This is a genomic window from Nostoc sp. MG11 (genome assembly GCF_014904695.1).
In the GTDB taxonomy this organism is placed as follows: domain Bacteria; phylum Cyanobacteriota; class Cyanobacteriia; order Cyanobacteriales; family Nostocaceae; genus Komarekiella.
On the sequence record NZ_JACXXN010000004.1, the window covers coordinates 294,014 to 309,731 of the forward strand.

A 15,718-nucleotide genomic window follows, 5' to 3' on the forward strand; every position below is an offset into this window, starting at 1 on the left:
ACTCCTTGTGGGATGCTTTAAGGAACAATGAGGTTTGCATTTGGTGTCACAGGCTTAGCTCCCATATCTGCTAAGATGTTGACAGTTATTTGCTTGACGCGAATATCTTCCCGAGTTGGATTGACATCGGCACTGTCTAGCCCCCACGCCCACTGAATGCTGCCAGAGGCAAAGACTTTAGCCCCACCAATCGTGTAGCGGGCTGAGTGAGATTTGGTAAAATCCTGGTTGGCAGGGAGGGCTTGTTCTCCAGGCGGTTCGTCAAAGTTTGGCAATAAGGCAGAGGGAGTGACTGGCGACTGGGACAAGGTGACAAGACCAGGAGGAGCAGAGCCATTATTTACGATAAAATCCCATTCATAGCCCACTAGCAGAGTCAGCTGATCCCCGTTTTGGAGCCCCGTGTTTGCATAGTAAGGATCGCCGCTATTGGTGACAACAAAATTAGCACCGCCGTAGGTCTCTGGAAAGTCACTACCGTACATGACTCCTAATAAGGCATTTTCAGGTCGCTGGTTTTGGATGCTGCGGAATTTATTAGTGGCTGCTGATGGCCCCTGCTGTATGGCGACAGGATCTAAATCCCAAGCTTGTTTGTAGCACGCCATCACCCGGTTGGGCCTCACTTGCCCGGCAGCAGGAGTGGAGCTTTCAAACCTCACTCGCCAATAGCAAGTATTAGCAGAGAAAAATCCCAAATTAGTTCCGCCATTGCGAGCAGCCTCGACGGCATCGCGTATTTCCTTAGACCAGTACTCATCGTGACCCACAGATAGAAATACTTTGTGATTGAGCAGACTTTGTCCGTGAGTGTGAACCCGCATATTGTCGGTGTAGGTCACATCGTAACCTTGAGATTCCAGCCAGCGCACCATATTGTATTCCCATCGCAGGGGTGTGCCGGCCTGGTTGTCGAATGCAGAGGTTGCCTGGGAGAAGGGGCGATCGTAGGAAACCTTATAAGCACGATTTTCGCCAATGCTGTGAGAATTATACACGCTGTAACCCCCTGTCGCGTTATAGGCCAGGACAGTAGAAACGCTACTTTGGAATAGGATATCAGCAGTGCTGCTATCATCACGGACGACAAACCACACATGCGCCACTATACCTGCCTGGTTAGTCAGCTTGGCTACATAAAGACCACTAGTCCAGTTATTGCCTACCTGTAGGACGTAAGAAGTTGTCCAGTTACACTCGACCAAGCGGGTATCGTTATCAATGCTACAGGGTGACTGGGGCCCGCCAGTAAGCGACCCGCTGCTCGCCATTAGCCTTCCTCCTGTGCCACCATAGTAGCCCAAGCGGTATACGTCGATGGTAAACTGTCCGGCTTGTCCAAGAGAAACCTTAATGTCCAACGATTCCCCTTTATTGACACTGGTTGCCGAGGCATAGCCGGCGATCTCGCCATCACCACGATTGACAAGCTTCCAGTTTGTTGTGCCAGGATTTAGGTTTTCAAAATAGATGGGATTAGGGTTCGCCGGAGTTGCTGAAGCTGAGAAGGCTATACTGCCGATACCTGCTACCGTTGCTGTTACTACCACTCCTTCAGTACCGCTAGGAACCGGTCCCAAGGTCAAGGTTGTACTTGCTTGACCGCTAGCATTAGTTACTACACTAACGGGTGAGACTGAACCGCCGCCACTAGTAACGACAAAGTTTACCGTTACCCCTGACTGAGGATTATTTTGGGCGTTTACGACTCGCACGACTAGGGGGTTGGGAAGAGTTGCTCCCGTTTCGCCACTCTGATTGTCGCCACTGACTTTAATCAAGCTACTGCCAACAACAAAGGCGATGTCGCGATAATAGTTAGTATTCCGGTAAGAACTGCTTGGGAAATAATTAGGGTTTACATTGTATACTCCATTGTTGCCGTCTGCCACTGAGCTAAGATCCCCCTGGACAATGGAACTGCCTAGTTCATCTTGGGTTGCAACATAATAGCTATTTGCGTTGACAGAGACCACATAAGTTGTATTGGATGAGATGTTTACTGGTGTTTCTAGAAGCTGTTCTTGCCAACCAGAAGCCGTCTCGTTAGTAAAAGTTACGCTTTCTAATAGGGTTCCCGTTGCTGTCCAAAGCTTGCCAATATGAGTTCCTGTCTCGCTAGCGGCTTTCCAAAAGCGAATCGCGGTAATCTGTCCCCCTCTGCTACTGCGGAATTTCATGCCTAATTCATAGGAAACACTATCAGTGAAATTTGCAAGGCTCGGTACTTGAGTTGTTAGAACTGTTTGTGTATTTCCTAATGGGTTAGCGGTGGCTGAGAAGGTAACGCTACCTATTCCGCTTGCCGTGGCACTTACACTATTAGTTACAGGACTTGTGGCACCAGGACTAGCTCCCAGCGTTAAGCTGGTACTAGCTTGACCGCTAGTATTAGTGACTGCACTAGCGGGCGAGACTGACCCGCCGCCACTGGTAACGGCAAAGTTTACCGTGATCCCAGATTGGGGATTACCAGCACTGTCTTTGACCTCAACAACCAAGGGGTTAGGTAAGGGAGTTCCGGCTGCACCAGTCTGATTGCCACCGCTAAGTTTAGTAATAGTCGGTAGGGCAACAGCAACAAAGTTGATGTCACGAAAATAGTTAGTATTTCGGTAAGAACCGGTTGGGAAAGCTCCCGGAGTCCCATTAAACACCCCATTATTACCGTCTGCCACTGAGCTAAGATCGCCATTAACTATGGGGCTGACCAGTTGATCATAAGTGGCGACATAATAGGCATTTACGTTGACAGAGACTACATAGGTCGTATTCGCTTGAATGTTAATTGGTGTTGCTAGAAGCTGCTCCTGCCAGCCGGAAGCTGTTTCATTAGAGAAGGTAACGCTCGCCAATAAGGTTCCCGTTGCCGTCCAAAGCTTGCCAGTATGAGTTCCTGTCTCGCTAGGAGCTTTCCAGAAGCGAATGGCGGTAATCTGTCCCCCTGTAGCGCTACTGAATTTCATGCCTAATTCGTAGGGAACGCTATCAGTGAAATTTGCAATGCTCGGTGCTTGATTGGTAAAGAGGATAGTCATAAGCTATTTCCTATAAAGTTTAATTACTACGGGCCATCAAAAGTCACTTCTCTAATTAGGAACACTGAGTAGCCTTTGAATAAGCTGCTCGACGAATACTTGATGAACTTCGCTAGAAGCAATTTCCACGAAAGGAATTATTTTCTTTAAACCTGACAAGCCATTTTTAAAACTTTCACTACATAGTCCTGTTCGTGTTGAGTCATCTGATGAAACAAGGGTAGTAGGACAGTACAATCTTGTGCTTGCTCACTCTCAGAAAGGCGATCGCAAGTTGCTTTTTCACACTGGCATTCTCTGCTCCCACACAACCAAGCTTCAATTTGATAAGCAGGTTCCCGGTGAGCGCACATAATTCCTCGTCTTGTGGCAACCCCAGCATCTAACATCACTTGCATGACTTGCCGTTGGTCGCATTTTTCTGGTAGGCGTACACAGTAACTTTGCCAGTTACTTTTTACCCAATCTGGCTCTGTCGGCAATTTTAAGCCTGGTATATCTGCCAGCATTTGCTGATATTGCTGTGCCAAGTAACGTCGGCGTTCAGTAATTTCCGGTAGGCGTTTGAGTTGTTCTCTTCCAACTGCTGCTTGGATGTCGGTCATCCGGTAGTTGTAGCCCAACATCGGGTAAGACTCGAAGATGACTTGTTTGGCCCCGTGGCGTACGGTGTCGGGAACGCTCATCCCATGTTGTCGCCAGAGGCGAAATTGTTTGTCCCATTCAGGGTTGTTGGTAGTAAGCATTCCACCATCACCAGTGGTAATCACTTTGCGGGGATGAAAGGAAAAACAAGCAATATCCCCGTGTGGCTTGCCGATTTTCTCCCACTCACCATTCCAGAGAATTTCACTGCCGATCGCACAAGCTGCATCTTCAATTACTGGTAGATTATGTTGATGGGCAACATCTAAAATGGCTTTGAGGTCGCAAGGCATCCCCATTTGGTGGACGACGAGAATGGCGCGGGTGCGTTCGCTAATCACATCTGCAATTAACAAGGGGTTGATATTATATGTTTGAGGTTCAATATCCACAAACACAGGTATCGCCCCACAGTAACGGATACTGTTAGCAGTAGCAATATAAGAATGGCTAACAGTAATTACCTGATCCCCAGGTTGCACACCTACGGCTAACAGCGCTAAGTGTAATGCTGTGGTGCAATTGGAGACAGCGCAAGCATAGTCTGCTCCTACATAAGCCGCAAATTCCTGCTCAAAAGCAGCGACTTCTGGCCCTTGTGTAACCCAGCCTGACATAATAGCCCGCTTGGCTGCTTCAGCTTCGGGTTCACCTATGCAGGGTTTGGCGATCGGGACATAGGGGATTTTCTCAGACATTGCTTGCTTCCTTTGTCAGCTTTTGTTCGCGCCACCATGTAACCAACCGACGCAATCCTTCTTCTAACGACACTTCTGTCTCAAAACCCAGCAATTTCTGAGCTTTACTCACATTAGCAAGCCGCCGCTGCACGGCGTTGACTTTGCGCTCTGGGCCGTATTCTGGTTGCAAGTCTGATTCCATCACCTTAGCCAAACTATAGGCTAAGTCATTTAAACTGGTTTCTACACTACTAGCAATATTAAAAATCTCATCAGTGACATCTGCTTTTGCTGCCAAAATATTGGCTCTAGCAATGTCTTCGATATATACAAAGTCCATTGTCTGTTTGCCATCGCCAAAAATCAATGGTGGTTGTCCAGCGACGATGCGCTCCATCCAACGAATTAACACCTCAGTGTAGACACCGTAAATATCCATACGCGGGCCGTAGACGTTGAAGTAGCGCAACCCTACATAGTCCAGCCCATACATATCATAAAAACTACGTAATAAGCCTTCATTAAAGGTCTTGGCTGCACCGTAAATAGTACGGTTGTTGTAAGGGTGGTGGGCTTCAGTGGTGGGGAACTCCTCCGCCATACCATATATTGATGCTGATGAAGCAGCAACTACCTTTTTTACTTCAGCTTTTACTGCTGCTTCTAAAACATTGAAAGTACCATCAGCCAAAACTTCCAATGCCAGACGCGGTTCTTCAGCACATTGAGTAATGCGGATTGCTGCCTGATGAAAGACTATATCCACGCCTTGCATGACTTCCCCAAGAAGTTTTTGATCCCGGATATCGCCTTCTACAACTACTAAAGGGCCGTGCTCTTTTGCCCAAGCGAGGTTTTTCAGTTGTCCACGAGTGAAGTTATCAAGAATGATAATCTCAGAAACTTTTTCCTTTACCAATAAATCGGCAATATGGGAGCCAACTAAACCTGCACCACCCGTGATTAAAATTCGCTTATTTTGCATATTTATTATGTGTTTTTTGATGGTTCATATCCTTCCCGCCAGCGTAAAAACTTGGCAGGGACACCAGCGACGATCGCAAATGCTGGTACATCTTTGGTGACAACGGCTCCAGCGCCAACAATGCTTCCTTGACCAATTGTTACCCCAGGCAGGATAACTGCGTTCATGCCGATATCAGCTCCAGTTTCAATTTTTACTGATTGAATCTCTAGGTCTGTTTGGATGATTGGAACGTCAATTGGCAATCCGGTATGTGTTGAACCCAGTACTTTTGCTCCAGGGCCCCATCCCACATAATCTTCAATAATTAAATCACGGGCATCGAAGTAACTCTGCGGGCCAATCCAAACGTTGTTACCAATGATATAAGTGCCATCGAACCGCCCTTGAATGTAGCTTTGGGAACCAATAAATACTTGATTCCCAATTTCAAATGTTTCGGGATGCTTAAAGCCTACACCACTCCCAATGCGAACTCCATGACCGAATTTACGTGCTACTGCACGCCAAATGGTTCGCCGCATCAGCGCATCAAATTCTCCATCACTGATGGCAAAGCGTCCATACAATTCGATTAATGGTTGCAGTTCATACTGAGTATTGAGATATGCTGCTAGTTGAATTTCAAAGTCAGGGTCTAGCTTCAATTCCTTTAACCCGTGGACAGCTTTGATGATCTTAGTCATAGCTGGATCAGACATTGATTTCCTCAGCGATCATAATGAGGTAATTACTGCCTTTGCAACTTGGGTTTGTGCTTGGGTTGTGAGTTCTGCATACATCGGTAGAGATAACACTTCCCTAGATGCTGCTTCTGAGTGCGGAAAATCTCCGAGTTTATAACCCAAATCAGCATAAGCTGGCTGGAGGTGGACAGGAATTGGGTAATGAATACCTGTCTGAATTTCCTGCTCTTGTAGGCTCTGTTGCAGGGCATCTCGTTGTTGTGAAGGCACTCGCACTGCATAAACATGGTAAACGTGACGGCTATAAGGCATCACCCTAGGCAAAGTTAAACTAGATTCTGCCAGGAGTTGATCGTAATTGGCTGCATATGCCCTCCTTGCCTCTGTCCACGCTTCGATGTAGCGCAATTTCACCCGTAAAATCGCTCCCTGAATGCCATCCATGCGATAGTTATAGCCTTTCAGGACATGGTGATACCTGCGTTCTTGACCCCAGTCGCGTAACATCTGCATGGTACGAGCATATTCAGGATTGTTGGTAACTGCCATCCCGCCTTCACCGTAGGCTCCTAAGTTCTTACCTGGATAAAAACTAAAGCAACCAATGTCGCCGATGCTACCTACTCGCTGTCCTTTGTACTCAGCCCCATGAGCTTGGGCTGCATCTTCAATTACAGTCAAACCATAACGGCGAGCAATTTCCAGAATAGGTTCCATATCTGCTGGTTGACCGTACAAATGTACAGGCAAAATGGCTTTTGTGTGATCGGTTATGGCTTTTTCAATTTGGTTGATATCTATCGTGTAAGAAACAGGGTCAATATCTACAAAAACAGGGGTGGCTCCGGTATAACAAATTGCTGCGGTGGTAGCAACGAAGGTAAAAGGCACGGTAATCACTTCGTCACCAGCACCGATACCAACAGCTAGTAATGCTAAATGAAGGGCGCTAGTACCTGTATTGACAGCTATGCCATAATCAGCATTGCAGTAATTTGCAAACTCCTCTTCTAAAGATTTAACTTCATTCCCTAAGACGAATTGGGTACTTGCTAGTAATTGCAAAACGGCACTATCAATTTCATCTTTGATACTCAAGTACTGAGCTTTGAGGTCTACAAATGGAATCATGCTGCTACCTCTGCTATATTCAGTTCAATTAATCGACCTTGCTTCTTTAATGACTGGGTTGCAGCTTCTAGAATTCTCACTACATGCAGTCCTGCTTTCCCATCGGTAATTGGGCGATCGCTTTGTTGAATACAATTAATAAAATGCAATCCTTCTGTCCACAGTGCCTCTGTCATGTCTAATTTGGGCGACCACATATCCCCTGTGCGATAACCAATTAGCATCTGGTAAACACTTTCAGAATTGCCATTAACAGTAATTCCCTTGTCGTAAATCTTAACTTTTTCGCTTGGTTCTAAGTCGTCGTAAACAATCATGCGTTGACTACCACCAATCAGCGTGCGACGCACTTTCACCGGTGCTAGCCAATTCACATTGATGTGAGCAATTAGATTATTTTCAAAGAATAAGGTCAAGTAGGCAATATTTTCTGGTTCTCTAGGAACATGGCTGATACCTGTAGCCGAGACAGCATAAGGCTGGAATGGCAATACGTAGCTCATGATCGATAGGTCGTGGACTGCCAAATCCCAGATGACATTGACATCATGCTGAAAAAGTCCAAGGTTAACGCGTACAGAATCATAGTAGTAAATATCACCCAAGGAATTAGTGGCGATCAAATCGTGCATCTTGCGTACAGCACCCGTATAGACAAAGGTGTGATCGACCATTAACACTAGGTTGCGTTTTTCTGCCTCTTCAATCAGCCGCATTGCCTGATCAGAGGTAGTTGTCATTGGCTTCTCTACCAACACATGTTTACCAGCCTGCAATGCAGCTAAGGCCAAGTCAAAGTGAGTCGAAACAGGTGTAGCGATCGCTACAGCGTCAATTTTGGGATCTGTAAATATGTCTCGACAATCTTTAGTAACTTGGATAGCGGGATACCGAGCTTGCACCTTTGCCAATAGTTCTGGTTTAAAATCGCTGACTGTTTTGACCTGCGTTCCTGGAATTTCTGAGAAATTTCTTACCAAATTCGGGCCCCAGTAACCATAGCCGATTACACCGATATTAATATTACTTTCCATTGGTTTTAACTAATCAAAATCTATTTTTCGTTAACTACGAAGTGCTGCTATTAAACAATAGCGATGGGTTTTTAATTTAATAATATTAGGCTTTAACCTGACAAAATTTTAGTTTTCACCAAGCTTGAATTTAGTTAGTTTATAAGTTGAAATGACCTAAAAATTTTAAATTCTTTGTTATTTACTTAGGTTCCTAACTTTGACAGACAGGAAAGTAGCTTTAGTAGTTTAACTTAGACTGGTAGTTGGTATTTCTAAGATTGAACTGCGAGTTGCTTCATGCGGGAGCTTTGTTCCATCGCGGACATCGCCAATCACACGAGCAGGTACTCCCACTGCAATGGCATAATCAGGGATATCACGAGTAACTACTGCTCCAGCCCCAATAATGGCTTTTTCTCCAATAGTCACCCCTGGCAGGATGGTAGCATTGCTACCAATAGAAGCACGGCGTTTGACTTGGGTTTTGAGTACATACCAGTCGGCATCGGTTTTCAAACTACCATCTTCATTAGCGGCATGGGGGTAAAGATCATTGGTAAACATCACTCCATGACCGATAAATACTTCATCTTCAATGATGACGCCTTCACAAAGAAAGCTGTGTGATGAAATCTTACACCGACTACCGATAATGACATTTTTTTGGATTTCTACAAAGCTACCAATCTTTGTCTCATCACCAATTTCACAGCCGTAAAGATTCACTAAATTAGGATGGAAAATCTTGACGTTACTGCCTATTTTTACATCATCATTTACTGGCATAATCAACCTGCTGATATTTTTTTGCTAATAAATATCTTTTATAAAATCTTGTAGGACTGCATTTGTAATCGGGATGCTAATAAACTTATTGGATAGTTTTCCATATCGCATCTTCTAAATAGGTACACTCATCAGCTTGCCAAGGATAATCTAGTCTCTCAAGCTGGTGCATACTAACTTCAAACTGACAAATTTCTCTGAGATTTTCTAATAGCGTTTCGCTGCGACGCTCGGAAAACCATGTTGTTAAGCTATAAGAACCCATGTAAAGTCGCAATTTAGGAATTTCACAGCGGAGAATATGAGTTCCTGCTTCTCGGAACAACGGGGCATCTTGTTCAAAAAACCAGAAAATCCCAATAGGCTGTTGCAAGGCGCTGACTATTTGAAATGAAAAACGCAGACTTTCATGAGGTTTTTCGATGTGAAAAGCGAACTCAAAAGTAATTGGTTTTCCCCAGCAGTGAATACCTTGTCCCTCCGAGGTATCTACCTTTGCCCAAGCTACGTAGTTACCAGTTTTGTTGGCGGGTGCTTGATAAAACGCAGATTGTATTGCATCATCTTTATGCCCAGCTAGATATAGTTGCACAGCTTTGCTAGTATTGCCATCAAACTGAATCTGACCTTTGGAAAGTAGGATACAACGTTTTGTTAGTTGGGCGATCGCCTGCATACTATGACTAACGAATAAGACTGTGCGTCCTTCTTTGGTTGCTACATCCCCCATTTTTCCTAAGCATTTCTTTTGAAAAGCAGAATCGCCCACAGCTAAAACTTCATCGACAATTAAAATCTCTGGCTCTAAATGAGCCGCTACGGAAAAAGCAAGGCGCACATACATTCCAGAAGAATAGCGTTTTACTGGTGTATCTAAAAACTTCTCTACCTCAGCAAAAGCAACTATTTCATCAAATTTCTTCCGAATTTCGACCCCACTCATCCCTAGAACAGAACCGTTGAGGTAGATGTTCTCTCGCCCAGTTAGTTCTGGGTGAAATCCCGTACCTACTTCTAATAGGCTTGCCACTCGCCCTTTAATGGCAATGCGTCCCGTCGTCGGTTCGGTGATACGGCTCAAAACTTTTAAGAGCGTCGATTTCCCAGCACCATTACGTCCAATAACACCAATGGCTTCACCTTGTTTAATTTCAAAAGAAACATCGTTCAATGCCCAGAATTCTTCCCGACTGGGATTGGGTACTTTTTTACCAGCAGGCTTGATAAATTTTTGCGTGAGAGATTTAGCTCCATCAGCAATTACATCACGCAAAGCCTTATAGCGATAGCGGCCAGAACTATCCTGCTGATGACTAATAATATATTTTTTACCTAGATTGTATACATGAATTACAGTATCAGACATCTGCTTTGCTCCTTCCTAAATTACGTCAGCAAACGTCCGTTCCATTTTGCGGAAATACCAGATACCACTTATTAGTAAAAAGGCAACCAATCCCATGGATAATATAAATCCCGGCCAGTAAATTTGTGAATCTCCACCTATAATTGCCCAGCGAAAACCATCAATTACCCCTACCATTGGGTTCAAAGAATAAAGTAGACGCCACTTTTCTGGTACAACGCTACTACTAAAGCCTACTGGTGATATATACAAACCAAATTGCATAATAAATGGCACAATATACCGGAAGTCTCGGTATTCTACATTTAATGCTGCTAGCCACAACCCTACTGCCATAGAAGCAGCAAAGGCAATAAAAATAAATAACGGCAGTGTTAGTATCTGCCAACTAGGCACAAAATTATACCAAATCATCAACCCTAGCATAATCATGCCAGAAATCATAAAGTCAACAAAGCTGACGGTTACTGCACTTATAGGTACAATCAGACGTGGAAAGTAGACCTTAGATATCAAATTGGCATTACTAATCAGACTGTTACTGCACTCACCCAAGGCATTGGAAAAAAATTGCCAAGGTAGCATAGCAGCAAACACCAAAATTGGATATGGTGCGTCTTTTGAAGGTAATTTCGCTAAATTGCCAAACACTACTGTGAACACCACCATCGTCAAAAATGGTCGGATAAGTGCCCAGGCGATACCAACAAAGGTTTGTTTGTAACGCACCAAAATATCACGCCAAGCAAGAAAGTATAATAGCTCGCGATAGCGCCACAGGTCTTTCCAATATTGCTGCTCTGTACGTCCAGCTTCAATCAGTAATTCCGGCTGAGAATCTGTCATTTGACTAGTTATTAAGTATTGATTGAAGACTTTTAATGTTGACCCAAAAGATGGAAATCCTGAATGCTTTTATAGCTAAGTATTCTTGCTTGTCTGCGAGTAAACTCTCCTACAGAAGGGTTTCCTTCAGGATTAATTACTCCTTTTACTTGCTGCCAAAGTTCTCGTGGTGCTAATGAAAGTTTATAGCTACGCTCATCGCACCTATGAACGTGATACCACTTTGTTTGCTGGCAATGATCACACCAAAAAGCCTCTAACCATTCTCCTTCTAGCGGTACGCTACTTTGATTGGATACTAATATCAAAGCATTCCGCCGACTTATACCTCGTTGCTGCAACTGTCCTGGTTGATTGGCAAACAGTTGATATTTTTGACTTACGCTATTCATATAGCAACTGTGATATGGACAGTAGATATCACGTCGTTTTGAACGTTTCCGATTTCGATCACACCTTCTCTGCAATTTGACCTCCCACATCAAATAGACGATGAAAAAAGGTTATATCGGAGGGACTGAGATCAATAAGACCATCAAAGCCCATCTCCCAAATAAAAAATAAATTATTCAATTGTTTTGTTATCAGACTTACTTAGCTGATAAATTATGTAAATCAATTTGATCAAATCAATTTGAGCAAATTTTAATTAGCTTTTTTAAATAAACTTAGTTGTTGATACTAAATATTTTTTTATTTTTTATAACATAATGATATTTACCTACTTACAACATACATGAATATAACATATTTTCCCAAGATTAATGCATAATTTTTAACATAAAATATTCCACTGAATTTTGCTAATCAATAGCAAGCTCTAAAATGCTTATTTTAGAACTTAATTTTAATCTAATTGGCATTTAAAACGTCCTTGTGTAAATACTTTAACGTAACTATAGCTAGTGCTATTGTACGCAGGTCAAAACTTAGATATTAAAAGTCAAACAGTTGATGAATTATGCTTTTGGGTATTTGGAATGCTCAGTGATTCTCCTTTAGATTGAACTAGTATGTAGCAAGCTTATATTTAAAATGTTCTGGATAGGCAAAGATATTAGATTCCCAATTTTCGGTTAAAAATAAAGTGAGTACGACAGCAGAAAATATTTATATTCAGCTAGTAATAAATAAAAGCTGATTGAATTACCTAATTTTGGAAAATCCAAACTTTTACTTTGTATGGCTTTCTGACATAGTTACCGTACCTTCAGTCAATATCGCTTTTTGCAAAACATCAAGGTATTGTTTAGAAATAATTTTTGGTGTGAAATGCGATCGCAAATATTGACGACCCGCCCTACCCATCCGATCCCCTAGTTGCCGATCATTACGGAGCAAGCGAATAAATTGAGCTAAACTCTGACCATCTCCATTGTCAAATGTGCCGCCACAGTTTGCTTCTGCAATCATTTCTCTTAAGAATGAATCCTGTGAACAAATCACTGCTATTGGCCGTCCTGATGCTAAAGCTGAGTACAACTTGCTAGGAACGACCAAACTCTCTGTAGATGCATCCACACTTACTAGTGATAGATCGCAAGCAGTTAGGGAATAGGGAAGCACTTGCTGATCTTGATACGGTAAAAACAAGAAGTTGCTCAATCCCAATAGCTTCACTTGCTCAATCAACTCGCTGCGCTTTGCTCCACCGCCAATGCACACAAACTGAACTGGCTCATCTTGCAGATATTGAGCTGCTTCCAGGATAGTACCGATATCATGACAGCGACCCATATTGCCGGAGTATAGTACGGTAAATTTTTTAACGAGGTTATACTTCCAAGCAAACCAGTTTTTATGCTTGGCAATTGGCATAATCCATTCCGGGTCTGCCCAACTGTGAATCACAGACACTTTATCGGCTATCTGTGGACAATTTGCGACCACTTGTTGCTTCATACCAGGACTCAGAACTATGATCCCCTTGGCGTTGAGCCAAATCTGTTTATTGAGTTTTTGCCAGAATCGCGTCATCCAATTATGTTTTGAGATGACCCCTAGGGCGATCGCAATATCTGGATATAGATCATAGAGTATACAGACATAGGGAAGTCGGAAAAAGATATAAGCTAGATAGCCGATGACTGGTAAAAATGGAGGAGCTGTAGTCAACAACAATAGATTACTGCGACGCCAGTTTCTAATTAGATATAGTGCTGCACGCAAAGTATATAAGACACCATTGATAGCTTTACCACGAATTCGTCCAGGCCAAAGTTGAGCTGTGCGCGATCGCTGAATTCGGACTCTACCCAAACGTTCAACAGATGGAGCATTAGCTGACTTAAACGCATACCCAGGTTGACTGGTAAAAACCTCAACATCTATTCCTTGTTGGTCTAAATGCCTCACTAGTTCTTCGATTAACTGTCCCGTAGCTGCATAGTCTGGGGGAAAAAACTGAGTGATCACAGACAATTTCAAGGACTTCTGAGTCTTGAAAGAATGTTGATCCCTGGCTTCTAATTGAGTAGAAATGGATAGAAACAATTTTTGATTAATCCATTCATTAAGTCTCATCGGTTGTATCCTACAGTATAAATCTTATCTTGAGGGGCTACTAAAGCTATTAATTCACGGACAAACCCGCCTGGTTTGATAACTATTGTCAATCCGCTCCAGGTTAGTGTATTAATTAACAGGTGTAAAAATATCTACGCATACACATACAAGTATATCTTCGAGCTATGTGATTAAAACCCCACAATTAGCACAAAAAAATATGCGAAGAAAATAATTACACTCTACTTACGTTTCCAAAGAGGTAGGTTGAGAAAATTATTTACTAAATTTCCTATAGCAATCTGATTTGATTGATGAAATTACTTACGTAGTGAGGATACAGGGAACACCAAAGAAGGGAAGAAATGTATACTGAGTTTTTTCAAAAATCAAATAAGAGTTCTATAGCAAAAAAACGAATCCTAAATCAAAGAATAAATTTGGAGTAGGAAAATTCTGTTTATTCACAAAAAAATCTTTGCTAGGAATGCAGTTTATTCTATTTCGCTCCTTACTTTTCTAGACTTTTAAAGGCAATTACTTACCAGATTAATATATATACAGCAATTGCAAATTAAATTTTAATTTTGTTTTATTTATTCACATCATTAGTCTCTGCTGATTATTTTTGAATAAAAGGGGAGGAACAGAGAACAGCTTTCAAGGGTAGGTATTTAGGTTGCCAAAAAATAACTGGGAACATTCTCAATTATTGGACGTAGTTTTAAGTTTCCAGACGAGCATTGTGGTTCTAAAACTCAAAAAATAGGTCTATCTAAAAAATCTGCCCATGAAAGACAGGGAACAGTAGGTTACCCACGTTAGCTAGAGAGGCAGAAATCAGGATAAATGCTGCACTCTCCCTTTTGCAGTGACCATTTGTACACAAGGTTTGAAGCCCGAATCCAAATATCTTAACTTGGAGTGCAATCAGTGTAGGATTGTTGGCGAAGTGGGCGAGCACAAACGACAGCTTACACTTATTGCAACCTTCTGCCTCTTGTTTTCTGCCTTCTTCACGTTAGCAGTACGTTAGCTAAGCCGATTACTGGGCAAGGCTTCAATCTGCTCCTCAATACAACGATTTTTTTGCCCACAAGTGAAAAGTTTTATAAACGAGTTTTCCAACCTAGGAAAATTTTCAAGACAGGGGCAAGGCTTTAAATTTTTACCTCCTTTCGTAAATACAATTTCGACTCCAAGATTGTTTACAAACGACAATTACATCTGTAGAAATTACGTTTTTGGCGTCATTAACAATTAACAAACATTTACAAAACCTTAAGAGCTTTATGTTCTTAATTGCTTATTTTATCTGATTCTTAATTAGAATACCATGTTTCCAATTTACTCGCGTGCTTCATCATAAATTCATGTTCTATAAAAATCCTTACATATAATCTTTATAAAAAGGTCATACTTCTATTGATATATTTTCTTTACAAAAAAAGAATATTTTTGTATGAAAAATTACTTATATTTTAATACCACTGATTTATATTTGTGGAACTTGCCTTTTTTAAATGCCATATAGTAACGTAGATTTCAACATCATACTGAAGTTTTAGCAACATTAAATACTAAAACTATTAAGAATAATTCGTAGTAACCGTAATATCACAATCGCTCTATCAAACTTATCTATGTTTCTGACATTTGTCATGAGACTTATAAAACTAATGTATTAATTTAGATAGTAGTGAAGTATGATTTATCTATAAATCAGTAAACTAACAAGTGTTTTCTGAACGGCAATGGCTACGTACACCGCAGGAATCGCTAACAAACATGCCCGTATGTTCAAGTGTTTTTAACTACTCGATACATTAAAAATAGTTGCTTCACATATATATTAATAACGAAAAGAAACTAAATGTTATGGGATTAAAATCAATACTTTGATAAAGTTATTACCGTTTTACGAAAGCTTAAATCTCAATCGTTTGAAGTATAATGTTTAACTAAGCTTTGAATCGTTGTATATTAAATATTTTTTCAAATGATTATCCTAATTTAAGATGACTAATTACCCAG

General features: G+C 41.9%; 11 protein-coding genes. All 11 read right to left on the reverse strand.

What is annotated here, in order from left to right:
• Positions 1-17: 17 nt before the first annotated feature.
• The gene (locus HCR01_RS08615) at positions 18-3,038 is read right to left on the reverse strand and encodes a N,N-dimethylformamidase beta subunit family domain-containing protein (RefSeq protein ID WP_193195812.1); all 3,021 of its coding nucleotides are present in this window, start codon (positions 3,036-3,038) and stop codon (positions 18-20) included.
• Positions 3,039-3,184: 146 nt separating this feature from the next.
• Positions 3,185-4,381 carry a DegT/DnrJ/EryC1/StrS family aminotransferase gene (locus HCR01_RS08620; protein ID WP_193195813.1) on the reverse strand — a complete coding sequence of 399 codons (1,197 nt, stop codon included), beginning with the start codon at positions 4,379-4,381 and terminating at the stop codon, positions 3,185-3,187.
• Positions 4,374-5,348: an NAD-dependent epimerase/dehydratase family protein gene (locus HCR01_RS08625; RefSeq protein ID WP_193195814.1), complete on the reverse strand. Its 975-nt coding sequence runs from the start codon at positions 5,346-5,348 to the stop codon at positions 4,374-4,376. Before HCR01_RS08625 ends, HCR01_RS08620 begins: the two co-directional genes overlap by 8 nt.
• Positions 5,349-5,353: 5 nt before the next feature.
• On the reverse strand, positions 5,354-6,049 hold the full coding sequence (locus tag HCR01_RS08630) for an acyltransferase (protein ID WP_193195815.1): 696 nt from the start codon (positions 6,047-6,049) through the stop codon (positions 5,354-5,356).
• 15 nt (positions 6,050-6,064) lie between these two features.
• Complete coding sequence (locus tag HCR01_RS08635; protein WP_193195816.1) at positions 6,065-7,165, reverse strand: DegT/DnrJ/EryC1/StrS family aminotransferase; 1,101 nt, start codon at positions 7,163-7,165, stop codon at positions 6,065-6,067.
• On the reverse strand, positions 7,162-8,199 hold the full coding sequence (locus HCR01_RS08640; protein ID WP_193195817.1) for a Gfo/Idh/MocA family protein: 1,038 nt from the start codon (positions 8,197-8,199) through the stop codon (positions 7,162-7,164). Before HCR01_RS08640 ends, HCR01_RS08635 begins: the two co-directional genes overlap by 4 nt.
• Before the next feature lie 228 nt (positions 8,200-8,427).
• Positions 8,428-8,967: an acyltransferase gene (locus tag HCR01_RS08645; protein WP_193195818.1), complete on the reverse strand. Its 540-nt coding sequence runs from the start codon at positions 8,965-8,967 to the stop codon at positions 8,428-8,430.
• 85 nt (positions 8,968-9,052) lie between these two features.
• A complete protein-coding gene (locus HCR01_RS08650; RefSeq protein ID WP_193195819.1) occupies positions 9,053-10,333 on the reverse strand; it encodes a polysaccharide ABC transporter ATP-binding protein in 1,281 nt (426 codons plus the stop codon).
• 15 nt (positions 10,334-10,348) lie between these two features.
• Positions 10,349-11,179, reverse strand: a complete 831-nt coding sequence (locus HCR01_RS08655; protein ID WP_226889207.1) for an ABC transporter permease — start codon at positions 11,177-11,179, stop codon at positions 10,349-10,351.
• A 32-nt stretch (positions 11,180-11,211) separates the two neighbouring features.
• Positions 11,212-11,646: a hypothetical protein gene (locus tag HCR01_RS08660; protein WP_193195820.1), complete on the reverse strand. Its 435-nt coding sequence runs from the start codon at positions 11,644-11,646 to the stop codon at positions 11,212-11,214.
• A 706-nt stretch (positions 11,647-12,352) separates the two neighbouring features.
• Positions 12,353-13,702, reverse strand: coding sequence for a glycosyltransferase family 4 protein (locus tag HCR01_RS08665; RefSeq protein ID WP_193195821.1), 1,350 nt, complete (start codon positions 13,700-13,702; stop codon positions 12,353-12,355).
• Between the last annotated feature and the right edge of the window lie 2,016 nt (positions 13,703-15,718).

Coding starts and splice junctions, on each gene's coding strand:
- HCR01_RS08620 (WP_193195813.1), bottom strand. CDS start 4,381: ATGTCTGAGAAAATCCCCTATGTCCCGATCGCCAAACCCTGCATAGGT.
- HCR01_RS08640 (WP_193195817.1), bottom strand. CDS start 8,199: ATGGAAAGTAATATTAATATCGGTGTAATCGGCTATGGTTACTGGGGC.
- HCR01_RS08650 (WP_193195819.1), bottom strand. CDS start 10,333: ATGTCTGATACTGTAATTCATGTATACAATCTAGGTAAAAAATATATT.
- HCR01_RS08635 (WP_193195816.1), bottom strand. CDS start 7,165: ATGATTCCATTTGTAGACCTCAAAGCTCAGTACTTGAGTATCAAAGAT.
- HCR01_RS08665 (WP_193195821.1), bottom strand. CDS start 13,702: ATGAGACTTAATGAATGGATTAATCAAAAATTGTTTCTATCCATTTCT.
- HCR01_RS08615 (WP_193195812.1), bottom strand. CDS start 3,038: ATGACTATCCTCTTTACCAATCAAGCACCGAGCATTGCAAATTTCACT.
- HCR01_RS08630 (WP_193195815.1), bottom strand. CDS start 6,049: ATGTCTGATCCAGCTATGACTAAGATCATCAAAGCTGTCCACGGGTTA.
- HCR01_RS08645 (WP_193195818.1), bottom strand. CDS start 8,967: ATGCCAGTAAATGATGATGTAAAAATAGGCAGTAACGTCAAGATTTTC.
- HCR01_RS08625 (WP_193195814.1), bottom strand. CDS start 5,348: ATGCAAAATAAGCGAATTTTAATCACGGGTGGTGCAGGTTTAGTTGGC.
- HCR01_RS08655 (WP_226889207.1), bottom strand. CDS start 11,179: ATGACAGATTCTCAGCCGGAATTACTGATTGAAGCTGGACGTACAGAG.